Source organism: Leifsonia sp. RCC_180 (genome assembly GCF_058138205.1).
The window spans coordinates 562,516-585,361 of the sequence record NZ_CP200340.1 but is presented as its reverse complement, the minus strand read 5'-3'; the positions used below and the strand labels follow the sequence as shown (position 1 = coordinate 585,361).

At 69.2% G+C, this 22,846-nt stretch carries 22 protein-coding genes and 2 tRNA genes; 10 read left to right on the top strand and 14 right to left on the bottom strand.

All coding sequences use genetic code 11. The annotated features are described in order from the left end of the window. Positions 1 to 48 precede the first annotated feature (48 nt). Entirely contained in the window at positions 49 to 1,350 is a 1,302-nt protein-coding gene (locus tag AB7E03_RS02940; protein WP_489939161.1) for an ion channel protein, read from the top strand. On the opposite strand, the gene clpX is transcribed toward AB7E03_RS02940, so the two are convergent. The 7 genes from clpX to AB7E03_RS02905 all read right to left on the bottom strand — a co-directional run bounded on the left by clpX (position 1,307) and on the right by AB7E03_RS02905 (position 7,005). Beyond that, on the bottom strand, positions 1,307 to 2,581 hold the full coding sequence (gene clpX / locus AB7E03_RS02935) for an ATP-dependent Clp protease ATP-binding subunit ClpX (protein WP_441782408.1): 1,275 nt from the start codon (positions 2,579 to 2,581) through the stop codon (positions 1,307 to 1,309). The two genes, AB7E03_RS02940 and clpX, sit on opposite strands and share 44 nt — an antisense overlap. Before the next feature lie 133 nt (positions 2,582 to 2,714). Then, the gene (locus tag AB7E03_RS02930; RefSeq protein ID WP_489939159.1) at positions 2,715 to 3,461 is read right to left on the bottom strand and encodes an AAA family ATPase; all 747 of its coding nucleotides are present in this window, start codon (positions 3,459 to 3,461) and stop codon (positions 2,715 to 2,717) included. Between the two features lie 13 nt (positions 3,462 to 3,474). Continuing rightward, positions 3,475 to 4,143, bottom strand: coding sequence for an ATP-dependent Clp protease proteolytic subunit (locus AB7E03_RS02925; RefSeq protein ID WP_489939157.1), 669 nt, complete (start codon positions 4,141 to 4,143; stop codon positions 3,475 to 3,477). A gap of 28 nt (positions 4,144 to 4,171) precedes the next feature. Further along, positions 4,172 to 4,765, bottom strand: coding sequence for an ATP-dependent Clp protease proteolytic subunit (locus AB7E03_RS02920; protein WP_489939155.1), 594 nt, complete (start codon positions 4,763 to 4,765; stop codon positions 4,172 to 4,174). Positions 4,766 to 4,878: 113 nt separating this feature from the next. Beyond that, on the bottom strand, positions 4,879 to 5,367 hold the full coding sequence (locus AB7E03_RS02915) for a tetratricopeptide repeat protein (protein ID WP_489939153.1): 489 nt from the start codon (positions 5,365 to 5,367) through the stop codon (positions 4,879 to 4,881). A gap of 81 nt (positions 5,368 to 5,448) precedes the next feature. Further along, positions 5,449 to 6,870 carry a trigger factor gene (tig, locus tag AB7E03_RS02910; RefSeq protein ID WP_489939151.1) on the bottom strand — a complete coding sequence of 474 codons (1,422 nt, stop codon included), beginning with the start codon at positions 6,868 to 6,870 and terminating at the stop codon, positions 5,449 to 5,451. Positions 6,871 to 6,930: 60 nt separating this feature from the next. After that, positions 6,931 to 7,005: transfer RNA gene (locus AB7E03_RS02905), tRNA-Pro, on the bottom strand. Between the two features lie 119 nt (positions 7,006 to 7,124). Here AB7E03_RS02905 and AB7E03_RS02900 point away from each other — a divergent pair. Together AB7E03_RS02900 and AB7E03_RS02895 are read left to right on the top strand one after the other, a co-directional pair. After that, a tRNA-Gly gene (locus AB7E03_RS02900) sits at positions 7,125 to 7,195 on the top strand. Positions 7,196 to 7,331: 136 nt separating this feature from the next. Next, the gene (locus AB7E03_RS02895) at positions 7,332 to 8,024 is read left to right on the top strand and encodes a hypothetical protein (protein ID WP_489939149.1); all 693 of its coding nucleotides are present in this window, start codon (positions 7,332 to 7,334) and stop codon (positions 8,022 to 8,024) included. A gap of 3 nt (positions 8,025 to 8,027) precedes the next feature. On the opposite strand, the gene AB7E03_RS02890 is transcribed toward AB7E03_RS02895, so the two are convergent. The 3 genes from AB7E03_RS02890 to AB7E03_RS02880 all read right to left on the bottom strand — a co-directional run bounded on the left by AB7E03_RS02890 (position 8,028) and on the right by AB7E03_RS02880 (position 10,352). Next, entirely contained in the window at positions 8,028 to 8,240 is a 213-nt protein-coding gene (locus AB7E03_RS02890) for an antitoxin (protein ID WP_489939147.1), read from the bottom strand. Between the two features lie 17 nt (positions 8,241 to 8,257). After that, complete coding sequence (locus tag AB7E03_RS02885) at positions 8,258 to 8,923, bottom strand: response regulator transcription factor (RefSeq protein WP_489939145.1); 666 nt, start codon at positions 8,921 to 8,923, stop codon at positions 8,258 to 8,260. A 91-nt stretch (positions 8,924 to 9,014) separates the two neighbouring features. Next, positions 9,015 to 10,352, bottom strand: coding sequence for a sensor histidine kinase (locus AB7E03_RS02880; RefSeq protein ID WP_489939143.1), 1,338 nt, complete (start codon positions 10,350 to 10,352; stop codon positions 9,015 to 9,017). Between the two features lie 240 nt (positions 10,353 to 10,592). Here AB7E03_RS02880 and AB7E03_RS02875 point away from each other — a divergent pair, with 240 nt between their 5' ends. Together AB7E03_RS02875 and AB7E03_RS02870 are read left to right on the top strand one after the other, a co-directional pair. Next, on the top strand, positions 10,593 to 11,075 hold the full coding sequence (locus tag AB7E03_RS02875) for a Dps family protein (protein ID WP_489939141.1): 483 nt from the start codon (positions 10,593 to 10,595) through the stop codon (positions 11,073 to 11,075). 128 nt (positions 11,076 to 11,203) lie between these two features. Next, positions 11,204 to 12,481: an alpha/beta hydrolase gene (locus tag AB7E03_RS02870; protein ID WP_489939139.1), complete on the top strand. Its 1,278-nt coding sequence runs from the start codon at positions 11,204 to 11,206 to the stop codon at positions 12,479 to 12,481. Between the two features lie 122 nt (positions 12,482 to 12,603). On the opposite strand, the gene AB7E03_RS02865 is transcribed toward AB7E03_RS02870, so the two are convergent. From AB7E03_RS02865 to AB7E03_RS02850, 4 genes are read right to left on the bottom strand one after another with little or no spacing between them, the layout of a single operon-like run. Next, the gene (locus AB7E03_RS02865) at positions 12,604 to 14,082 is read right to left on the bottom strand and encodes an amidohydrolase (RefSeq protein WP_489939137.1); all 1,479 of its coding nucleotides are present in this window, start codon (positions 14,080 to 14,082) and stop codon (positions 12,604 to 12,606) included. Next, positions 14,079 to 14,717, bottom strand: coding sequence for an FMN-binding negative transcriptional regulator (locus tag AB7E03_RS02860; RefSeq protein WP_489939135.1), 639 nt, complete (start codon positions 14,715 to 14,717; stop codon positions 14,079 to 14,081). Before AB7E03_RS02860 ends, AB7E03_RS02865 begins: the two co-directional genes overlap by 4 nt. 8 nt (positions 14,718 to 14,725) lie before the next feature. Continuing rightward, positions 14,726 to 15,712 carry an Fpg/Nei family DNA glycosylase gene (locus AB7E03_RS02855; RefSeq protein ID WP_489939133.1) on the bottom strand — a complete coding sequence of 329 codons (987 nt, stop codon included), beginning with the start codon at positions 15,710 to 15,712 and terminating at the stop codon, positions 14,726 to 14,728. Next, entirely contained in the window at positions 15,712 to 16,200 is a 489-nt protein-coding gene (locus AB7E03_RS02850) for a ribose-5-phosphate isomerase (protein ID WP_489939131.1), read from the bottom strand. The genes AB7E03_RS02855 and AB7E03_RS02850 overlap by 1 nt, the downstream gene beginning before the upstream one ends. A gap of 99 nt (positions 16,201 to 16,299) precedes the next feature. Here AB7E03_RS02850 and pepN point away from each other — a divergent pair, with 99 nt between their 5' ends. The 5 genes from pepN (at position 16,300) to AB7E03_RS02825 (ending at position 22,797) form a co-directional block, all read left to right on the top strand. After that, positions 16,300 to 18,846: an aminopeptidase N gene (pepN, locus tag AB7E03_RS02845; protein WP_489939129.1), complete on the top strand. Its 2,547-nt coding sequence runs from the start codon at positions 16,300 to 16,302 to the stop codon at positions 18,844 to 18,846. Between the two features lie 156 nt (positions 18,847 to 19,002). Then, complete coding sequence (locus AB7E03_RS02840) at positions 19,003 to 19,914, top strand: ATP-binding cassette domain-containing protein (protein ID WP_489939127.1); 912 nt, start codon at positions 19,003 to 19,005, stop codon at positions 19,912 to 19,914. Next, entirely contained in the window at positions 19,911 to 20,774 is an 864-nt protein-coding gene (locus AB7E03_RS02835; protein WP_489939125.1) for an ABC transporter permease subunit, read from the top strand. The genes AB7E03_RS02840 and AB7E03_RS02835 overlap by 4 nt, the downstream gene beginning before the upstream one ends. Before the next feature lie 8 nt (positions 20,775 to 20,782). Continuing rightward, positions 20,783 to 22,126, top strand: coding sequence for a sensor histidine kinase (locus AB7E03_RS02830; protein ID WP_489939123.1), 1,344 nt, complete (start codon positions 20,783 to 20,785; stop codon positions 22,124 to 22,126). After that, positions 22,123 to 22,797, top strand: coding sequence for a response regulator (locus AB7E03_RS02825; protein ID WP_489939121.1), 675 nt, complete (start codon positions 22,123 to 22,125; stop codon positions 22,795 to 22,797). The genes AB7E03_RS02830 and AB7E03_RS02825 overlap by 4 nt, the downstream gene beginning before the upstream one ends. Positions 22,798 to 22,846 lie beyond the last annotated feature (49 nt).

The following is a 22,846-nucleotide window of genomic DNA, read 5'->3' as shown; positions in this document are numbered from 1 at the left end:
ACCGCCGCCTGCCCTCTAGCCTGAGGCGCAACGCGGAGGGAGCCGAGCATGACGTCGACCGATCAGGGGCTGCCGGCACCCACCGTGCGCACCATGGTGCTGCTCAGCATCCCCGCGGTCGTCATCGGCGTGGTCAGCGGGCTCGCCCTCTGGCTGATCGAGACGATCGCCGGCTGGGTCGAGGACGGCGTGTGGACAGCGCTGCCGAAGGCCCTCGGGGTCGACCCGTCCTCAGGCTGGTGGATCTTCGCCGTACTGACGGTGACAGGCATCGCGGTCGGGCTGACGGTGTGGCTGGTCCCGGGTCACGCCGGGCCGGACTCTGCGACGACGGAGCTCGTCAGCACTCCGCTACGACCGGCCATCGTGCCGTCACTCGCCCTCGCCGCCGTCCTCGGGCTGGCGGGCGGGGTGAGCCTTGGCCCGGAGAACCCGATCATCGCGATCAACGCCAGCATTCTCGTCGCCCTCGTCGGGAGGCTGTGGAAGGCCGTTCCCGCGCAACTCGTCGTCCTGATGGCCGCCTCCGGCACCATCGGCGCGCTCTTCGGGACTCCCGTGGCCGCTGCGCTGGTGTTCACCGGCATCGTGGCGGCGATCCGCGGCGGCGGATCGCTCTGGGACAAGCTGTTCCTCCCGTTGGTGGCCGCGGCCGCGGGTTCGTTGACGATGACGTTCCTCGCGCATCCGCAGTTCCTGATCCCGATGCCCGCGTACACCACGATCACCGGGTGGAATGTGCTGGCCGCCATCATCATCGCCGTGGCCGCCACGGCGTTCGGGCTGGTCGGGGTGTACCTGTTCCCGCTCATCCACCGGGCATTCCACGCGCTGCGTCACCCGCTGCTGTTCACGCTGGCCGGCGGCATCGTTCTCGGAGTCCTCGGCGCAATCGGCGGTCCGATCACCCTGTTCAAGGGGCTCACTCAGATGGGCCAGCTGATCGAGAACCGCGACGACTACACCGTCGCACAGATCGGGATCATCCTGCTGGTCAAGCTCGCGGCACTGCTCGTCGCCGCGGGTTCCGGGTTCCGCGGCGGCCGGATCTTCCCTGCCGTGTTCATCGGAGCCGCGGTAGGAGTGTTCGCCTGGGCGCTCGTGCCCGGCATCCCGTTGCAGGTCGCCGTCGCCTCCGGGGTCATGGGGCTCACCCTGGCGGTCGCGCGGGACGGCTGGATCGCCATCTTCATCGGCGTAGCCGTGACCGGCAACCTGCTGATCCTGCCCATCCTGTGCCTGGCTGTGCTTCCGACCTGGCTGATGGTGACCAAGGCACCGGAGATGCTGATCAAGCCGCCTGCGCTTACGCCGACTTCTCCTCGCGCCGCGGACGGTGCGGGACGATAGTCGGCGCGGCGTTCTCGAGCACGGCCTCCTTCGTCACGACGACGCGGGCCACCTCGGAGCTGGACGGCACCTCGAACATGATCGGGCCGAGCACCTCCTCCATGATGGCGCGGAGTCCGCGGGCGCCGGTCTTGCGGAGAACCGCCAGATCGGCGATCGCCTCGAGGGCGGGGGCGTCGAACTCGAGCTGGACGCCGTCGAGCTCGAACATCCGCTGATACTGGCGCACCAGCGCGTTCTTCGGCTCAGTCAGGATCTGCATTAGCGCATCCTGGTCGAGCGGCGTCACCGTCGTCACGACCGGGAGGCGGCCGATGAACTCGGGGATCAGGCCGAACTTGTGCAGGTCCTCCGGCAGCACTTCGCTGAAGAGGTTGATGTCGTCGCCCTTCGAGTGCAGCGGGGCGCCGAAGCCGATGCCCTTCTTGCCTGCACGCGAGGAGATGATCTCCTCGAGGCCGGCGAAAGCGCCTGCCACGATGAAGAGCACGTTCGTGGTGTCGATCTGGATGAACTCCTGGTGCGGGTGCTTGCGTCCGCCCTGCGGCGGGACGGAGGCGACCGTGCCCTCCAGGATCTTCAGCAGCGCCTGCTGCACACCCTCGCCCGACACGTCGCGCGTGATCGACGGGTTCTCGGCCTTGCGGGCGATCTTGTCGACCTCGTCGATGTAGATGATGCCCGTCTCGGCCCGCTTGACGTCGTAGTCGGCGGCCTGGATGAGCTTCAGCAGGATGTTCTCGACGTCTTCGCCGACGTAGCCGGCCTCCGTCAGCGCCGTGGCGTCCGCCACCGCGAACGGGACGTTCAGCCGGCGCGCCAGCGTCTGCGCGAGGTAGGTCTTGCCGCAGCCGGTCGGGCCGATGAGCAGGATGTTCGACTTGGCGATCTCGACGTCGTCCATCGAGTCGGCTGCCGTGATGGTCTGCTTGGCGCGGACCCGCTTGTAGTGGTTGTACACCGCCACCGCCAGCGCGCGCTTGGCCGCCTCCTGGCCGATGACGTACTCCTCCAGGAATCCGAAGATCTCCTTGGGCTTGGGCAGGTCGAATTCGCTCGACGCCTCCTCGCCCGCCTCGGCGAGCCGCTCCTCGATGATCTCGTTGCACAGCTCGACGCACTCGTCGCAGATGTACACGCCGGGACCGGCGATGAGCTGCTGTACCTGCTTCTGGCTCTTGCCACAGAAGGAACACTTGAGCAGATCGGCGCTTTCCCCGATGCGTGCCATCCCTCTCCCCACCTTCTTCGGTCTCTTCCGTCGAGCCTAACCCGTGCCGGCGACAATGACGCGCACCTGACCTCGTTTTGCGTCATGCGGCGCGTCTGCTGACAGCAGATCTCGTGTACGGGTGATGTCGACTTCAGAGAAGGTGCCGGAGATAACGCTCGGGCGCGTCGAGGAAGGACCGGTAGTGCGCGACGATCTCGAGATCGTCATAGGTCGTCTCGCGGATCCCCCACTCGCCCAGCTCGAGGAGGTGCGCGCCGGGCAGGGCGGCGAGAATCGGCGAGTGCGTCGCGCACAGCACCTGCGTGCCGCGCTTCGCCATGACATCCAGATTCGCCAGCCACGTGAGCGTGGACTGGAACGAGAGCGCCGCCTCCGGCTCGTCGAGGCAGACCAGCCCAGCGACGAACTGCGGGTGATTCAGCCGGGTGGCGAGCAGCGCGTTGAACGACTCCCCATGGCTCATCTCATGGAAGCGCGGGTCCGCGCCGGTCGCGACGCCCTCGAAGTAGCTGTAGTAGCCGTGCATCGACTCTGCGCGGAGGAAGAACCCCCACTTCGCTGCCCAGGGCGCCCGCTCGAGCGTCAGCCAGTCGGAGAGCGGCGACTCGGACGGCCGCGTGACGTGACTGCCCTGGTTGCTGCCGCCCTCGGGTGGGAGTCCGTAGGCGGTCGCGACCGCCTCGACGATGGTCGACTTGCCGGTGCCGTTCTCACCGACGAGCATCGTCACCCCGGCGGGGAGGTCGAGACCTTCGTCGAGCAGTTGACGGACCGCCGGGATGCTCGCGGGCCACACGTCCGGGTCATACCCGGCATGCGTCGCCCGCCGGATACGCCGAACGGGGCGATCGTCGAATCGATCGCCCCGTTCGTGCATGCAGCGAAGGCTACTACTTGACCAGCGCCGGCAGCTGCTTGCGGCTGGTGAGCACCTGGTCGATGAGGCCGTACTCGAGGGCCTCCTCCGCGGACAGGATCTTGTCGCGGTCGATGTCCTTGTTGACCTGCTCAACCGAGCGGTTGGAGTGCTTCGAGAGCGTCTCCTCCAGCCAGGTGCGCATGCGCAGGATCTCGGCGGCCTGGATCTCGATGTCCGACGCCTGGCCCTGGCCGGCCTCGCCGACGGCGGGCTGGTGGATCAGGATGCGGGCGTTCGGCAGCGCCAGCCGCTTGCCGGGGCTGCCGGCTGCGGTCAGCACGGCGGCGGCCGAAGCGGCCTGGCCGAGCACGACCGTCTGAATCTGCGGACGGATGTACTGCATCGTGTCGTAGATCGCCGTCATCGCGGTGAACGAGCCACCGGGCGAGTTGATGTACATGACGATGTCGCGGTCCGGGTCCTGGCTCTCGAGCACGAGGAGCTGGGCCATGATGTCATCGGCCGAAGCGTCATCCACCTGCACGCCGAGAAAGATGATGCGGTCCTCGAACAGCTTCGCGTACGGGTCCTGGCGCTTGTAGCCGTAGGCCGTGCGCTCTTCGAAGCTGGGCAGGATGTACCGGGCGCCGGGCGCCTGGATTCCTCCGAAGGCCTGACCGCCGAGCATGGGGGTGTTCATAGTGTGTCCTTATCCTTCCGGCGGTGGGCTACTGGGCGTCCGGCTCGGTGCCGCCGCCGCCGGAGACATCGAGTGCCGACTCGCGGATGTGGTCGACGAAACCGTAGTCGAGCGCCTGCTGCGCGGTGAACCAGCGGTCGCGGTCACCGTCGGCGTTGATCTGCTCGACCGACTTGCCGGTCGCCGCTGCGGTGATCTCAGCCAGGCGGTTCTTCATGTCGATGATGAGCTGCGCCTGCGTCTGGATGTCGCTGGACGTTCCACCGAATCCACCGTGCGGCTGGTGCAGCAGCACCCGGGCGTTCGGGGTGATGTACCGCTTGCCCTTGGTGCCTGCCGTCAGCAGCAACTGCCCCATGGAGGCGGCCATTCCGATGCCGACCGTGACGATGTCGTTCGGGACGAACTGCATCGTGTCGTAGATGGCCATACCGGCGGTGATGGAACCGCCCGGGGAGTTGATGTAGAGGTAGATGTCCCGCTTGGGGTCCTCCGCAGCGAGGAGCAGAAGCTTCGCGGCGATCTCGTTCGCGTTCTCGTCTCGAACCTCGGAACCGAGCCAGATGATTCGGTCCTTCAGCAGTCTGTCGAAAACATTGGGCTGGATACCCATGTCGGCCATGTTCGCTCCGTTTCCTTTGTCGCTTGGCATCGAATCTATCGGAGCCCCGGGCCCCGCGCGGCCCTGTTCGCCGTGGGCAGAGAGCGGGCGCCGCCGCGGGCCACGCAGCGCGGTCAGAGGTCGTCGTCGAGGGCCGCGGCGTAGGCGGTGACGGCGCGGCCGTAACGCGCGAGGTGCGGTGCCAGGGCGTAGAGGGCCTCGCGGAGGGCGTCGGCGCGCATCCCGTCGTCGAAGAGCGCGAGGGCGGCGAACGCGCGGGCGGCGTCGGAGAGGGGATGCTCAGGCTCGGCGCCGAGGAAGTCGCGCAACAGACTCAGGGCCTCGGCCGGTCGGTCGAGGTTGCGCAGAGTGCTCGCCAGCTGCACGATCGCCTGACCGCGATACGGCTCGGGGAGGCCGTGGGCGAGTGCCGCCCGGTAGAACGGCTCGGCGTCGGCCTCACGACCGGCGAAGTCGCGCGCGCCGGCCGCCTCGAAGAGCGCCTCCGCGTCGTTCGCCGGGCGTTCGGCGACGAGGGCGTCGATCGCGGCGAGGGTCGCCTCCTCCCCCGCATCGTCGGCGGCCGCCCACACCGCATCCACTCGCTGCCGCCAGTCGTCCATCCCCGCTCCTTCGTCCACATGACACAACACGCCGTCTCGCAACAGTACGAGACGGCGTGTCGTGTCAACCAGACGGAAGGCTTACTTGTCGTCGGCCTTCTTCTTGGTGGAGCGCTTCTTCGGCTTGGCCTCGGCGGCGGGGGCCTCCTCGGTGGCTTCGCCACCGTCGGTTGCCTGGTCGGCGTCGGTTGCCTCGTCGGAGGTCGGCTCGGCCGCCTCGTCGCCGTCGGCGATCGCGGTGAACTCGGCCAGGTCGACCGGCTTGCCGTTCGAGTCGACGACCTTCACCTTGCCGAGGATGATCGCGAGGGCCTTGTTACGGGCGACCTCACCGACCATCGACGGGATCTGGCCGTTCTCGCTGAGGATCTTGACGAACTCGTTCGGGTCCATGCCGTACTGGCCGGCGCCCTGGATAAGGTACTGGGTGAGCTCGTCCTGGCTGACCTTGACGTCGTTCTCCTGCGCGACCTCGTCGAGGAGGATCTGCGTGCGGAAGGTCTTCTCGCTGGACTCGGTGACCTCTGCGCGGTGCACGTCATCCTCGAGCCGGTTCTCCTGCTCCAGGTGGCGGTGGACCTCGTCCTCGACGAGCTGCTCCGGGACGGGGATCTCGACGAGCTCGAGCAGCTTGTCGACCAGCTGGTCGCGCGCCGCGGTGCCCTGGCCGAAGACCTTGGCCCGCTCGACCTGCGTGCGCAGGCTCTGACGCAGCTCGCCGATCGTGTCGAACTCGCTGGCGATCTGCGCGAAGTCGTCGTCGGCCTCGGGGAGCTCGCGCTCCTTCACGGCGTTCAGCGTCACGGTGATCTGTGCGTTCTCACCCTCGTGGTCGCCGCCCATGAGCGGGGCCTCGAACGTGGTGGTCTCGCCGGCGGTGAGGGTGTCGAGCGCCTCGTCGATGCCCTCGATGAGCTCGCCGGAGCCGATCTCGTACGAGATGTTGGCCGCGGTGTCGACCTCTTCGCCGCCGATGACGGCGACCAGGTCGATCTGGGCGAAGTCGCCGGTCTTCGCCGGGCGGTCGACGGTCACGAGGGTGCCGAAGCGGCTGCGGAGCCGGTCCAGCTCCTCCTCGACGTCGTCGACGTCGACCTCGGCCGCATCCACCGTGATGGTGATGTCGTCGAACGCGGGCAGCTTCACTTCCGGGCGGGTGTCCACCTCGATGGTGAGCAGCAGGTCGCCCGAGAAGTCCTTCTCGTTCGGCCACTCGGTGATGTCCGCCTCCGGGCGGCCGAGCGGACGCACGTCGTTGTCCTCGATCGCCTGACGGTAGAAGCCGTCGAGACCCTCGTTGACCGCGTGCTCCAGGACGGCGGCCTTGCCGACCCGCTGGTCGATGATGGGCGGCGGCACCTTGCCCTTGCGGAAACCGGGGATGGTCACCTGCTCGGCGATGTGCTCGTACGCGTGGTTGATGGAAGGCTTCAGCTCCTCCGGCGTCACCGAGATGGTGAGCTTGGTGCGGGTGGGGCTGAGCTTCTCGACCGTGGTCTTCACGATGTCTGGGTTCTCCTGAATGATCGAACGATGGTCTTCTCGCAAGGAACGAGGTCCTCGTCGGGGCGACAGGATTCGAACCTGCGACCTCCCGCTCCCAAAGCGGGCGCTCTAGCCAAGCTGAGCTACGCCCCGGCTTCAAGCGGTGCGAAAGACCGGGGCAAGTCTACTGCACGCCCGCTCCCCGCGCGTCTGTACTACGATGGTCGTCGGCCGCCGCGCAGAGAGGCGGCCCGGTGCCGCTTGCGGCGCTCGGGGATGTAGCTCAATGGTAGAGCCTCAGTCTTCCAAACTGATTACGCGGGTTCGATTCCCGTCATCCCCTCCGTTTCATCCCGTTCATCCCACCGCGCCGCGAATGCGGCCACACGTAACGTGCGCGCCTGCGCGCCGCGGCGCGGTCGTGACAAGGGGGCGCACTCGCTGGTGCCAACGGCATCCCGGCGCGGGACAATGCCCGCATGACGGCACCTCCCCCGCCGGGCGACGAGCGCAACGACGCGCCCGAGCACCTCACCGACGCGCAGCGCAGCCTGCGGGCGCAACTGCTCGCGACCGAGCACTGGAGCCTGCTCGCGTCGCGGTCGACGACGCAGAGCGAGGTGCTGACGCGCATCGCGATCTTCCTCACGCTGGTGTCCGCCGGGCTCGTCACGCTCGGGTTCCTCGGGCAGGCGAGTGGATTCCGTGGCTGGTTCGGGGCGGCCTCGCTCGGGGTGCTGCTGGCGCTCGCGCTGCTCGGACTGGTCACCGAGATTCGGGCGTTCAACACCGCCAGTGAGGATCTCATGTATGTCGTCGCGATGAACCGCCTGCGGGCGGCCTACGTCGAACTCGACCCGGGCTTGGAGCGCTACCTGATGGCGTCGGCCCACGACGATGAAGCCGGCGCGGTGGCCACGTACCACTTCTTCTACCGGCGCGGGACGAGTCCCGTGCTCGGGAGTTCCATGATGATCATCACCATCGTGGAGGGGATCGTCGTCGGGCTGCTGGCCGGAGGGACCTCGTGGGCGCTCGGCGCGCATCCCATCGTCGCCACGGTGATCGGGGCAGTCGTGACAGTGGCGGTCGTCGGCGTGTCGCTTTTCCTGGGCATGCGGATGTACCGGAAGACATTCCGCTTCCACCGGCCGCTGCGCCCGAGCGACTGAGCCCTACTCGTTGCCGATGTGCTTGTCGGCTTGCTCCCGCGCGCCCTCGATCGTGTCGTCGTGCTTCCCGCCGGTCACCTTCTTCGCGGCGCCGGCGACGCCGTCGAGCAGCTTGTCGCTGATGTCCTCCGCCTGCTCGGAACTCAGGGCGTCCTTGACCTTCGGGTCGTTCAGGAACTCTTGCGCCTTCTTGGTGATGTCATCGAATCCGGCCATGGGGCCCATCCAACACCTCAGTGCTGCAGGAAGGCCAGTACCGCGAGCACTCGGCGGTGGTCGTCGCCGGAGTCCTCGAGGCCCAGCTTCTGGAAGATGGACGTCACGTTCTTCTCCACTGCGCCGACCCCCACGACCATGCGGGCGGCGATCGCGGCGTTCGTGCGGCCCTCGGCCATCAGCTCCAGCACCTCCCGCTCCCGCGGGGTGAGGGTCGCGAGCGGGTCGGTGCGCCGCATCAGCAGCTCGCGGACCACCTGCGGGTCGAGCACAGTGCCCCCGGCAGCGACCCGGGTGACGGCGTCGCGCAACTCGTCCAGCGACGCGATGCGGTCCTTCAGCAGGTAGCCGGTGCCGCCCTCGCCGCCGGCGAGGAGCTCCTGCGCGTACGTCCCCTCGACGTACTGCGACAGCAGCAGGACCGCGATCGACGGGTACTCGCGGCGGATGCGCAGCGCCGCCCGCACGCCCTCGTCGCGGAACGCCGGCGGCATCCGCACATCCAGCACCGCGACCTCGGGCATGAGATCCGGCACCGCCTCCAGCAGCGTGTCCGCGTCGCCGAAGGCGCCCACCGTGTCGAAGCCGGCCTCATCGAACAGCCGGATGAGGCCCTCACGCAGGAGGACGGAGTCGTCCGCCACGACGAGGCGCAGCGGGGTGGGGCTGGGGTCGTTCGCCACGACCCCAGCCTAGGGCCGCATCCACCGGGCACTGATTCAGCCCGGCGGATGCGGCCCGCGGATTCAGGCCAGCGGATTCAGGCCAGCGGATTCAGGCCAGCGGGATGCGCGCCCCGATGCGCGTCGGGCCACCGACCGGGCTCTCCACCACCAGTTCGCCGCGCAGACCGCGGACCCGCTCCTGCAGGCCGCGCAGCCCGTGGCCGTCGACCAGCGAGGCTCCGCCGCGACCGTTGTCGGTCAGCCAGACGTTCAGCGACGGCGTGCCGGCGGTATCCACGCCCTGCTCCAGGAACAAGCGGGCAGCGTGCGCCTCGGAATGCTTGGCCACGTTCGCGGCGAGCTCGGCCAGCACGTAGTAGGCGTTGCGTTCGAGCTCTGGGCTGAACCGCTCCCCCGGCTGCAGCGACGACTCCACTGACATCGGGACGGGGCTGCGTGCGGCGAGCGACTCGGCGGCGGCGGCGAGGCCGCGGTCTTGCAGGATGGGCGGGGCGAAGCCGCGCGACAGGGCCCGCAGCTCCTCCAGCGTGTCACCCGCCTGCTGTCGTGCCTCCGCCAGGAGGACGGCGGCAGCGTCCGGGTCGTCTCCGAGCTTGCGCTCGGCGGCGGCGATGTCCATCTGCAGGCGGATCAGGCGCTGCTGAGGGCCGTCGTGCAGATCGCGCTCCAGGCGGCGCAGCGCCTGGTCCTCGGCCGCCACAGCCGCGCCGCGCGACGCCGACAGGTCGGCGACCTCGCGCTGAAGCGCCTCCGACGGCCACCCGCCGAGGAGCCCCCGGGCGACGGCCTCGTGCAGCAGCGTCAGCCCGCGTGTGACGAACGGAAGCGTCGCGGCGAAGAGGGCACCCGCGATCAGGTACAGGATGCGGTCGCCGACGGTCGGATCGAAGTCCGAGTTCGTGCGGAACACCGCATCCACGATGATCTGTGACAGGAAGACGTCACGGCCGCCCTGCGGGATGAACGGCTCCCAGATCCACCCGGTCAGACCGCCGAGCGCGACAGAGGCCCAGACGACGGTGACCGTCCACGACAAAATGCTGATGATCGGGTTGATGATCGCGCCGTGCAGCAGGTACAGCCAGTAGTGGCCGTTCGCGAACGGACCGAAGACCGACCGCCAGAACGTGCGCGGCGTTCCCGGCCGTTCCCACACGGGACGAGGGATGGATGGCCTCCCCGCCCAGTCGAGGCGGGTCAGCTCCACCATCCCGAAGCCGCGGGCCGTGTAGAACGTGGCGACCAGGATGAAGACGCCGACGTAGATGACGATGGTGCCGACGCCCGTCCAGAACAGCGACAGCAGCACCGAGAGCCCGATGATCGCGATCGGCATGGTGAGGAGCAGGAAGCCGAGCTCCCTGGGCACGCCGCGCCACAGCGAGCCGTAGTTCGCTCGGGCTGTGGGAGGTGCGGAGGTGGTCACAGTATCCAGCGTGGCAGAAGAAGCGGCGCGGGACGGCGACGGATCGGAAGGCTGTGGAGAACTCACTACTGGTTCTGTTGTCATGCTTCGAGCCTGGCCGCGGCCGGACCTCCACCCCATCCCGCGTCCCTCCGGAACGATGCGGGGGTTAACCCGACCTAACTAAGCGCAGCCTTCGCTTCGTTGCGGAATTCCGGGGCCTGAGTAGCGTTGAGGCAGGCAGAAGAAAGGACGCCATCCATGACGGACATCACTGCAACCCAGAGTGTCTCCAACCCCGACGTCGCCGCCGGGGTCGCCCAGTTCCTCACCCCCGTGGTGATCGACCTGACGGCCATCGTCGTCAACGGCAAGCAGGCGCACTGGCACGTGCGCGGCGCGAACTTCATCGGCGTCCACGAGCTGCTCGACACGATCGTCGATCACGCGCAGGAGTGGGCGGACCTCGCCGCGGAGCGCATCGTCGCCCTCGGCCTCCCCGTCGACGCGCGCCTCGGCACGGTCGCCGCGAAGACCACGACCGCCGAGCTCACCGCCGGCTTCCGCCCCTCGCGGGAGACCATTGCCGAGGTCATCGCACAGCTGGATGCGGCCCTCGTCGGCGTGAACGCCGCAGTCCGCGAGCTGGCCGAGCTCGACCAGACCAGCCAGGACGTTGCCATCGAGATCGCGCGCGGGCTCGACAAGGACCGCTGGTTCCTGTTCGCCCACATCAGCGAGTAGGACCAGGTACGACAACGGGCCGTCTGCGGAAGCGGGCGGCCCGTTCTGGTTGACGGCCGGCCGGTGCTCGGCTTCGGCCTTCCGCCGACTCGTGGACACGCCGCGGACCTCGGCACTACGCTTCGGCCATGGCCCGCCGGGTGATCGCCGTCTGCGCGCTGAGCGTCGTCGCGGCGATCGGGCTGCTGGTGGCGCCCGCGGCGGGAGCTGCGCCGATCACGACCTTCGACGTCCTGAAGGGCATGAATGACGCACAGCAGGACGCGTACCTGGAGGCGCATCCCGAGCTCAACATCCGGCTCGCCAACACCGACCCGGATGCGGTGCACGACCAGTGGGACGACCTCGATGCCGCCACCAAGAAGGATGCGATCGAGACGTTGCCCGAGATCGTCGGGAACCTCGACGGGATCGACTACGACGATCGGGACACAGCCAACCGGAAGGCGCTGGCCCGCGCGCTCTCCACGAGCACGAAACAGGTGAAGAAGCACCCCGACGACGCCCTCGCGAAGCGGGTGATGGGTTCGCTCACGGCCATCCAGAAGACCTTGAAAGGCAAGCGGACGCCCGCCCGGCACCTGGTCTCGCTGAGTCTGGACCGGCCTCCGCTCGCGGCAATCGCACTGGGCGACCTGGACACGGCGTCCGACGTCACGTTCCTGGTGCCGGGCATGGGCACCTACACCGACGACATGCAACTGTGGACGCAGTCCGCGCAGAACCTGTACGACGAGCAGGGCGAGGTGGGCGCGCCGACGCGTCGGGCGGTCGTGTCGTGGATCGGCTACGCCACCCCGCCACCGGGCGTGGATGCCACCCTCGGCGACTTCGCCGAGCGCGGGGCGCCGCTCCTCACCGCCGACCTGCGCGGGGTCAACGCGGTCCGCGTCGAGTCTCCACCGCGCGCGCTCAACGTCGTCGCGCACTCCTATGGGACCACAACCGCGGCGAACTCCCTCGCCGAGGCGCGCGACCTGGGCATCTACGCCTTCGTCATGCTCGGCTCTGCGGGAATCGAGAACCGCATCCCGAACGCGGCAGCGCTGAACGCCCAGCACGTCTACGCCGGCGAGGCGGTAGCGGACAGCGAGGCCCAGTTCGGCCGGTTCACCCGTCGCGACCCGCGGGGGCCCGCGTTCGGCGCGACGGTCATCAGCGTCGACGGCGACAAGGCGGCCGACTTGCTGCCGGTCACCGGCCACGCGCCGGTGCTACACTCCGCCTGGAACGACGATCCGCTCTCCTCGGCGTGGTCGGGCATCACCGACACGGCGCTGTTCGAGCAGAAGTTCGCCGAACATCTGGCGCATTACGGCTACCTGGATGCGTACACAGAGTCGTTGCGGAACACGGCGGTCGCGACGGTGCCCGGGCGCGATCGGTTGCTGTTGCGCGGGCACTGAGCTGCCACCTATCGAAGGAGAATCGGGCTCGGATCTCCTTCGATTGGCAGTAGTGAAGGAGATTCGGACGGGATCGCTGCGAATCTCCGTCGATAGTGGGATGCGGGACGCAGCGGGACCTGTCAGCGGAGGGCGTCGTAGGTGAAGCGGCCCGCGAGGAGGGTCGCCGCGACCGGCATCGTGCGGAGGTCGTCCGGCTCCGAGGCGAACGGGTCGCGGTCGAGCACCACGAGGTCGGCCGGTTCGCCCACGGCCACCGCCGAACGGACGGAGGCGCCGAGGGCCACCTCCACGGGGATGCTCTGCTCGGGATGCCACGGCTCCCGCCCGTCGCGCGTACGACCCACGGCCGACGCGATCGCCGCCCACGGGTCAAGGGGCGCCACCGGCGCGTCCGACCCGAACGCGAGGCGGGCGCCGGCGCGGTACAGTTCGGCGAGCGGGAAGGCCCGGTCGGTGCGTCCCTGCCAGAGGTGCTCGGCCACATCCCGGTCGTCCATCGCGTGCTCGGGCTGCACGCCGGCCGTCACGCCCAGCCGAGCGAAGCGGGGGATGTCGGACGCGTCGATCAGCTGCGCATGCTCGATGCGGCCGCCGGCGCCCAGCGCCTCGAACGCATCCAGAGCGCGGCGGTTGGCCTCGTCGCCGATCGCGTGGACGGCGGGCTCCAGCCCGTGCTCCACCGAGAACCGCATCCGCTCGACGAGCTCTGCCGGGGACAGGTTCGCGATCCCATGGCCGCCGTCCGGATACGCGTGCGTGCACAACGCGGTGCGGGTGTTGAGCGAGCCGTCGGAGATCACCTTGAACGGCCCGACCGACAGCAGTCCCCCAGTCTCCGGGATGGCGTCCCCGGTGCGCAGGCCCAGTCCGACCGCCCGCTCGAGGTCGTCGCTGTAGATCCCGAACTCGACCCGCAGGCCGTCTGCACCGTCGGCCATCCGGCGCCGCCACACGTCGAGGTTCCAGCCGTACTCGAGGTCGACGACACCGACGACACCGCGAGTGGATGCGCGCCGAGCGGCGTCGGTCGCCCACCGGTCGAGCGTCGCCTCGTCGGCGGCCGTGAGGAGGCTCGTCACGGCGAAGCTCGCATCCTCCCGCAGCACCGGCTCGCTCGATCCCGGCGCAAACCGCCGGGCGGCGGCCGTGTTCAGCCACGAGCAGTGCAGGTCGCCGGCGATCAACACCACCGGGCGGTCGCCGGCTGCCGCATCCAGAAGCTCACGCGTGGGCAGGTCGGACCATAGCGCATCGTGGAAGCCGAAGCCCACGATCACCTCGTCGCCGCCCTCAGCGGTCGCGCGCTCGCGCGCCAGGGCGGCGGCCTCGGCGGCCGACGCCGCGCGCGACACGTCGAGGCGCCGCGCGGTCTGCGCCCACTGCGTGAAGTGCACGTGCTGGTCCCACAACCCGGGGATCAGCCAGCGGCCGTCGAGCGCGACCCGCTCCACGGCGGACCCACTGGATCCGCCGATATCGCCGGCAGACGTGGATGCGGCACCCGCCCCCGCAATCGTCGCGATCCGCCCGCCGTCGAGCACGACATCCACAGGGTCCGGCCGTCCGGGCAGCCGCGCCCCGGCCAGCACCAGGCTCATCGCGCGGCGCGTCTCCGGTCATGCACGAGCTGCATCTCGCGGAGCAGGCCCGCGCTCGCGTAGGGTCCGTCGCCGCCGAGCTCCGACATGATCGAGTCGACGATGTGGTCAGGCCGGTTCTGGCTCATCTTCTGCTTCGCCACCACGCGGGTCGGGGTGAGTCGCAGCCCGACCGTCCCGGAGACGATGCGTTCGGCGTAGGCGGCGTCCTTCAGCGTCCCGCGCATGCGGCGGGGCTCCGGGAGCTCGTCCTCGAAGTGGTCGACCAGACGGGCCAGCACATCGAGGTTCTCCTCGTCGCTCAGGATCTCGGGAACGCCGGAAAAGTGCGCAGCGATGAAGTTCCAGGTCGGCACCGCGGGGTTCTCGTCGTACCAACTGGAGGAGATGTAGCCATGGGGACCCTGGATGATGACGAGCAGCTCATGCTGCCCCAACTCGTGCAACTGCTCGTCGGGGCGCCCGACGTGCGAAAGCAGGCTGAGCTCCTCCCGTGTGTCGTCGAGGATGACCGGGTAGTGGGAGGCCACGAGCCCGTTCGCGGTGTTGCTGACGAAGGTCGCCCACGGGTTCTCGCGCACGAGCCGCTTGAGCTCGACCGGGTCGGTGAGGGTGAAGCTGGGATTCTGTCGCATGAGGCCTCCTACGCCTGGTCCACCGGGCACCAGTACAGCTTGCGGCCGCCCAGTTCCTCCATCACGATGTGCGTGCCGCATACCCGGCACGGCAGTCCCTCGCGCTTGTACACCCAGTGCCGGTCTTCGCGGCTGGCCATGGCGCGGCGGTAGGAGTCGTCGTCGAGGTCGTCCATGGTCATCATCTGGCCGGTCTCGACGCCGATGCGGAGCAGGTGCACCCAGTCGCGCCAGAGCGCCCGCACCGTCTCCTCGCGCACCTGTTTGCCCGGCGTGTGCGGGTTCTGACGCGCACGGAAGAGCAGCTCGGCGCGGTAGACGTTGCCGATGCCGCTCACCACGCTCTGGTCCATGAGCAGCAGCGCGATCGAGGTCGGCTTGCGGCGGACGATCGAAACGAAGCGGTCCTCCGCCTCCTGACCGGAGTCGACCTGAGGATCGGGCCCCAGCTTGGCGATGACCGCATCCACCTGCGCCGGGTCGAGCACCTCGCAGGCTGTCGGGCCGCGCAGGTCGGCGACCGCGCTGTCGGTGAGCAGCCGCACCCGCACCTGGCCGATGGGCTCCGGCGGGAAGCTCGTGATTTCGGCCTCCACCTTCTCGGACTCGGCCATGCGAAGCCGCGTGCGGCGCGGCGCACCGATCGAGTGCAGCGAGTTCTCGCCCGCACTGTCGAGGATCGGGTCGAGGTCGGTCCCCCGCTGGTTGGTCTGCCCCATCCGGCCGTTCGCACTGGCGATGGTCGGATCGATGCTGATGTCGCCGGCGAAGTCCCACGCCCCGTACAGCCCGAGGTGAACCCGCAGCCAGAGGTCGTTGTCGAACTCCAGGAACATCTGCTTGCCGACGGCTTTGGCGTCGGTCATCACGTGCCCGTCGATACGGGTGGCGTCGGCCGCGAACCGGCCCTGCGGTGACGACACCGCCACGCGGTGCCCGACGAAGTTCACCGCGAACTGCTTCGCGATGCGGTGGACGGAGTGACCTTCGGGCATCAGTGGTCCACGTGCTTGCCCGCGATGTCGCCGGTGGCCTCGTACTCCGCCAGCTGGGCGATCCGGCGCACGTGGCGCTCCTCGAACGAGAACGGCTCGGCGATGAAGGCGTCGATGAAGGAGGTGGCCTCCTCCACCGTGTGCTGCCGGGCGCCGATCGCGATGACGTTCGCGTCGTTGTGCTGCCGGGCGAGCAGAGCGGTGGACTGGCTCCAGACCAGCGCCGCACGCACGCCGCCCACCTTGTTCGCCGCGATCTGCTCACCGTTGCCCGAACCGCCGAAGACGATGCCGAGCGCATCCACCCCCGCCTGCTGATCGCGCACGACCGCCGCGGCAGCATTGATGCAGAAGGCCGGGTAGTCGTCGATGGGGTCGTACTCGACCGGCCCGTGGTCGATCACCTCGTGACCGGCCGCTCCCAGGTGCTCCTGCAAGTGCTTGCTGAAGTCGAGACCTGCGTGATCGGTGGCGATGTGGATGCGCATATCCACAGTCTAGGGAAGGCCACCGACGGCGTCGGCGCCGATGGATAAGGTGGTTGCGGTGGACACGATCCACGCCGTCCGAGTCCCAAGGAGCAAGCGTTGCCCGGAGAAAACCTCACCCGCCTCGAAGCACAGGAGCGCGCCGCGCTCATCCGCACCCACAGCTACGACGTCACCCTCGATCTGACGACCGGGCCCGAGACCTTCCTCAGCACGACGACCGTGCGGTTCGGGGCACAGGCGGGCGCGTCGACCTTCATCGACGCGATCACGCGGACGGTGCACTCCGTCACGCTGAACGGCACCGAGCTCGACCCTGCCGCCGTGAGCGACGGCGTGCGCATCCAGCTCGACGGCCTCGAGGACGAGAACGAGCTGACGGTCGTCGCCGACGCGATCTACACCAACACCGGTGAGGGCCTCCACCGCTTCGTCGACCCGGTCGACGGCGAGGTGTACCTCTACAGCCAGTTCGAGGTGCCGGACTCGCGGCGCATGTTCGCCGTGTTCGAGCAGCCGGACCTGAAGGCCGAGTTCACGTTCACGGTCACGGCACCCGCGCACTGGGCGGTCGTCAGCAACTCGCCCACGCCGGAGCCTCAGGATGCAGGCGAAGGCAAGAAGGTCTGGGCCTTCCCGCCCACCCCCGTCATCTCCTCCTACATCACCGCGCTCGTCGCCGGCCCGTACGAGTCGGTCCACAGCGAGCTCACCAGCCGCGACGGCCGCACCATCCCGCTGGGCGTGTACACGCGCAAGAGCCTCGCCGAGTACCTCGACGCCGACTACATCTTCGACAAGACGCGCGAGGGCTTCGCCTTCTACGAGGAGCGCTTCGACTACGCGTACCCGTTCGAGAAGTACGACCAGCTGTTCGTGCCCGAGTTCAACGCGGGCGCCATGGAGAACGCCGGTGCCGTCACCTTCACCGAGACCTACGTCTTCCGCTCCAAGGTCACCGACGCGATCAAGGAGCGCCGCGTCGTCACCATCCTGCACGAGCTCGCCCACATGTGGTTCGGCGACCTGGTGACCATGAAGTGGTGGAACGACCTGTGGCTGAACGAGTCGTTCGCCGAGTACGCCTCCACCCTCGCCACCGCCGAGGCCACCGAGTGGACCGAGGCCTGGACCACCTTCGCCGCCATGGAGAAGAGCTGGGCGTACCGGCAGGACCAGCTGCCGTCGACGCATCCCATCGTCGCGACCATCAACGATCTGGAAGACGTGCAGGTCAACTTCGACGGCATCACCTACGCCAAGGGCGCCTCTGTGCTCAAGCAGCTCGTCGCGTGGGTCGGTCAGGACGACTTCCTGGCCGGTGTCGCCCAGTACTTCAGGAAGCACGCGCACGGCAACACCGAGCTCGCAGACCTGCTGGTCGAGCTCGAGGCCACCAGCGGCCGCGACCTCACCGACTGGTCGAAGAAGTGGTTGGAGACCGCCGGCGTCAACACCCTGCGCCCGGAGCTCGAGGTGGATGCGGACGGCGTCATCACGTCGTTCGGCGTGCTGCAGACGGCGCCGGCCGACTACGCCACGATCCGCCCGCACCGCCTCGCTATCGGCCTCTACAACCTGCGCGACGGCAAGTTGGTACGCGAGAACCGGATCGAGCTGGATGTGGACGGCGAGCGCACCGACGTCCCCGAGCTGGTCGGTACCCGCCGCCCGGACCTCGTGCTCATCAACGACGACGACCTCGCCTACGCGAAGATCCGTCTCGACGAGGAGTCGCTGAAGGTCGCGATCGAGCACCTCTCCGACATCGAGAGCCCGCTCGCCCGCTCGCTCGTCTGGGGCGCGGTGTGGGATGCGACCCGCGACGCCGAGACCGGCGCGAGCGACTACGTCCGCCTGGTGCTCGGCAACATCGCGTCCGAGACGGAGTCGACCACGATCCGCACGACGCTCAACCAGCTCGTGCTGGCGGCGACCGCGTACGTGGTGCCCGAGCGGCAGAAGGAGACCGCGCAGAGCGCGGCGTCGGCCCTGTGGGAGCTGGCGAAGAACGCGGAGGCCGGAAGCGACGCGCAGTTCCAGTTCGTCAAGTTCTTCGCGGCTCTCGCCTCCACCGACGAGCAGCTGGACACGATCGCGGCCCTGCGCGACGGCTCGGTCAAGCTCGACGGGCTGAGCATCGACACCGACCTCTCGTGGGAGCTGCTCATCGCCCTGGTCGCCGGCGGCGCAGCAGGCACCGCCGAGATCGACGCGGCCCTGGCGGCGGACAACACCGCCAACGGCGGCCAGTTCGCGGCGCAGGCCCGCGCGAGCATCCCGACCCGTGAGGGCAAGCAGGCCGCGTGGGACTCGGTGTTCGGCTCGGACTCGCTGCCGAACACGATCGTCCGCTACACCGGGATCGGGTTCCAGCGGGCGAAGGACAAGAGCGTGCTCGCCTCCTTCATCGAGCCGTACTTCTCCTCCCTGCAGGAGATCTGGACCTCGCGCTCCTACAAGATCGCCGAGTACCTCGTCGAGGGCATGTACCCGGCGCCGCTGGCGAGCGAAGAGCTGCGCGACGCGACGCGTGCGTGGCTCGATGCCAATGCCGAGCCGGCGGCCCTCCGCCGCATGGTCGTCGAGAACCTCGCCGGTGTGGAGCGGGCGCTCGCCGCGCAGAAGCGGGACGCGGCGGCCTGACGCCGAACGCATCCCGGGCTGACCGCATCCCGACACGAAAGGGTCCCGCCGTCGCGGGGCCCTTTCGTCGTATCGACGGGAAGTCGCACGGGCGCCGGCACGAGTGGTACCGAGGGTGGATACCCCGAAGGAGCGCAGGCCCCTAGTCTCGGAGGCATGATCCAACTCGATCACCTGACCAAACGGTTCGGCGCGAAGACCGCCGTCGACGATATCTCCGTGACCATCCAGCCGGGCAAGGTCACCGGCTTCCTCGGCCCGAACGGTGCCGGCAAGTCCACCACCATGCGCATGATCGTGGGGCTCGACCGGCCGACCCAGGGCACCGCACTGATCAACGGCAGGCGTTACGCGGAGTTCCGCTCGCCCCTGACGGAGGTCGGCGCCCTGCTCGACGCCAAGGCCATCCACACCGGCCGCACCGCGTACGGGCACCTCCTCGCCTTGGCTGCGACGCACGGCATCCCCACCTCTCGCGTTCACGAGGTCATCGGGATGACCGGCCTCGAGTCGGTGGCCTCCAAGCGTGTCGGCGGCTTCTCCCTCGGGATGGGCCAGCGGCTGGGAATCGCCGCCGCCATGCTCGGCGACCCGGCGACGCTCATCCTCGACGAGCCGGTGAACGGTCTCGACCCGGAGGGCGTGCTCTGGGTACGCCAGTTCGCCCGGCACCTCGCCAGCCAGGGCCGCACCATCTTCCTCTCGTCACACCTGATGAGTGAGATGGCGCAGACCGCCGACCACATCATCGTGCTGGGCCGCGGCCGCGTCCTCGCGGACGCTCCCGTCGACAGCATCCTGGCCGGGGCCACCCGTCATGCCGTGCGCGTGCGCACCCCGCAGCCGGACCTACTCGCCCGCGCCGTCGCCGGTGCGGATGTCGCCGTCACCGGCGTCGAGGCGCAGCTGCTTGAGATCACCGGCCTGACGGCCGCGCAGATCGGCGAGACGGCCGCGCGCGACGGCATCGTGCTCCACGAGCTGACGCCGATCAGCGCCTCGCTCGAGGAGGCCTACCTCGAACTCACCCAGGACGACGTCGAGTACCGCACGGAGGTCAGCCGATGAGCACCGCAACCGCTCCCGCCGGAACCACGCATCCGCACACATCGCTGGGGCACCTGAACTTCGTCCGGGTCGTGCGCTCCGAGTGGATCAAGCTGCGCACCCTGCGTTCCACCTTCTGGACGCTGATCAGCGCCGTCGTCCTCGTCGTCGGCATCGCCGCCCTCGTGGCGTTCGCCATCCCCAACAAGACCACTCTGCTGGCCCGGGTGCCCGCCACGCAGCACGCTGCGGTCGAGGCGCAGGCGGCCGGGTTCACCTTGACCGCCGCGACCGCAGGCCTCACCTTCGCATCCCTCGTCATCGCGGTGCTCGGCGTGCTGGTGATCTCCGGCGAGTTCAGCACGGGGATGATCCGCGCGTCCTTCACCGCCGTCCCGCGCCGGTTCCCGGTGTTCGCGGCGAAGACGCTCGTGCTCTTCGTGGTCGCGTTCGTCGTCGGCCTGATCTCCTCGGCGCTGTCGTGGGCGGTCGCCGTGCCGGTGCTGACCGGCAAGGGGTACACGGGAGACCTGTTCGCAGCCGACACGCTGTGGGCGATCCTCGGAGCCGGCGTGTACCTGGGGCTCGTGGCCGTGTTCGCACTCGGTGTCGGCGCCATCCTGAAGTCCACCGCTGGCGGGATCGCCGGAGCGCTCGGCGTGCTGCTGGTGCTGCCGATCATCGCGGGACTGGTGAGCAGCCTCACCCAGACGCAGTGGCTCGCCGACGCGCAGCGCTACCTGCTGAGCAACGCCGGACAGGGGATGTCGGGCGTCGCCAACGGCGGAGTCGATCCGTGGGTGAACGTCGTCACGGTTCTGGCCTGGACGGTTGTCTCCTTCGTGGTCGGAGCCGTGCTGCTGCAGCGCAGGGACGCCTGACCGGCCGCGTGACCGCGCCCGTCCCGATCAACGACACCCCGGGCGGCCTCGAACTTCCGAGGCCGCCCGGGGTGATCCGTCGTTTTGTGGCGGCGCATCCCCTCGCCCTCGACCTGTTCGTGGCGGGCTTCTACCTGGTGCCGTCGGTGGTCGGCGCGCTCGTCGTGTCGGCGAGGGAGCCGACCGTCCAGGAGACCGTGCACCTCCTGCTCTCGACGGTCGCCGGCGCGGCGCTCGTCGCACGCCGCCGACGGCCGGGGATCGTCTTCGCTTTCGCGACGGTGCTGCTCGGGGCTAGCGTCTTCCTCGGCCGCGACATGGATGTGGTGCCCACCTTGTTCGCGCTGTATGCCCTCGCGGTCTACCGCTCCATCCGGTCGGCCTGGATCGCCTTCGCGGTCACTTCGGCGGTCACGGTCGCGACGGTCACGGTGGAGGTCGTGCTGACGCAGGCGAAGGTGTTCACGCCGCTGGAGACGGCAGCGGTGCCCTCGGGCATCCTCGTCTTGTCGTTCTCGGTGGTCGCCGTGCTCATCGGAAGCAACGTCGGAAACCGGCGGCGGTACCTGGATGCGCTGATCGACCGGGCGCGCCAGCTTGCGCGCGAGCGCGACCAGCAGGCCGAGATCGCCGCCGCGGCGGAACGCAGCCGCATCGCTCGCGAGATGCACGACATCGTCTCGCACAGCCTCACGGTGATGATCACGCTCGCCGACGGGTCCGTGCGCTCAGCGGAAGCGTCGCCTCCGTCTCCGGGGCTTCCGGACCGCTCGGTGGATGCCATGCGGCTGGTCGCCGAGACCGGTCGCGGTGCACTGGCCGACATGCGCCGCCTGCTCGGGGTGCTCCGCGATGGCGAGGGCGGCGCGGCCGCGCGCGAACCGCAGCCGGGGGTGACCGACCTCGCGGACCTGATCGAGACGTTCCGTGCGGCCGGTCTCCCCGTTCGTATCACCGTCACCGGCGTCCCGCCGGAGGACGTGGGCCAGCAGCTGACCGTGTTCCGCGTGGTGCAGGAGGGGCTGACCAACGCCCTCCGCTACGCCGCTTCGGCGACCGCGGTCCGTGTCGTCATCGTGTTCCGGCCCGGGACGGTGATCGTCACGATCGACGACGATGCCGCCATTCACCCGGCGGCCGATCAGGGCTCCGGTCGCGGCCTCATCGGGCTGCGCGAGAGGGTCGGCCTGTACGGCGGGACGCTGGAGGCCGGACCCCGGCCGGGCGGCGGGTGGCGCGTGCGCGCGCTGTTCGACGCGGTGCGGGCGGCTCCCCCGCCGGACCTGTCCCCTGCCGCAGAAGAAGAGCGCCAGCCCTCACCGCACCACCCCGAGACGAAGGAGACGACGTGACCGACGCTTCCATCCGCATCCTGCTCGTCGATGACCAGCAGCTCGTGCGCCTCGGGTTCCGCATGGTGCTGGAGGCGGAGCCGGACCTCGTCGTCGTCGGCGAGGCGGCTGACGGCGCAGAAGCCGTACGCCTGAGCGCCGGGCTACGGCCGGACGTCGTCCTCATGGATGTGCGGATGCCGACTCTCGACGGGATCGAGGCGACCCGGCGCATCGTGGAGGCGGACCCGGGTGCGCGGATCATCATCCTGACGACCTTCGACCTCGACGAGTACGCGTTCGGCGGGCTGCGCGCCGGAGCGAGCGGATTCCTCTTGAAGGATGCGCGCCCCGACGAGCTCATCGGTGCCGTACGCGCCGTCGCCGCGGGCGACGCCGCCGTCTCGGGCAGGGTGACCCGGGCGATGCTGGAGCTGTTCGCGGACCGCCTCCCGGCGGGCGACGTGCCCTCCCCCGGCGGGAAGGACCCCGCGGAGGTGCTCACCCCGCGCGAGCGGGAGATCCTGCTCGCCATGGGCGAAGGTCTGAGCAATGGCGAGATCGGTGCGCGGTTCTATCTGACCGAGTCGACCGTGAAGACGCACGTGGGCCGGGTGCTGTCGAAGCTTCAGCTGCGCGACCGGGTGCACGCGGTGATCTTCGCGTACGAGCACGGGCTGCTGGAGCGATGACCCGCGTCGTCATTCCAGCGACCGCCAAGGGAGGGGTCGCTAGGCTCGA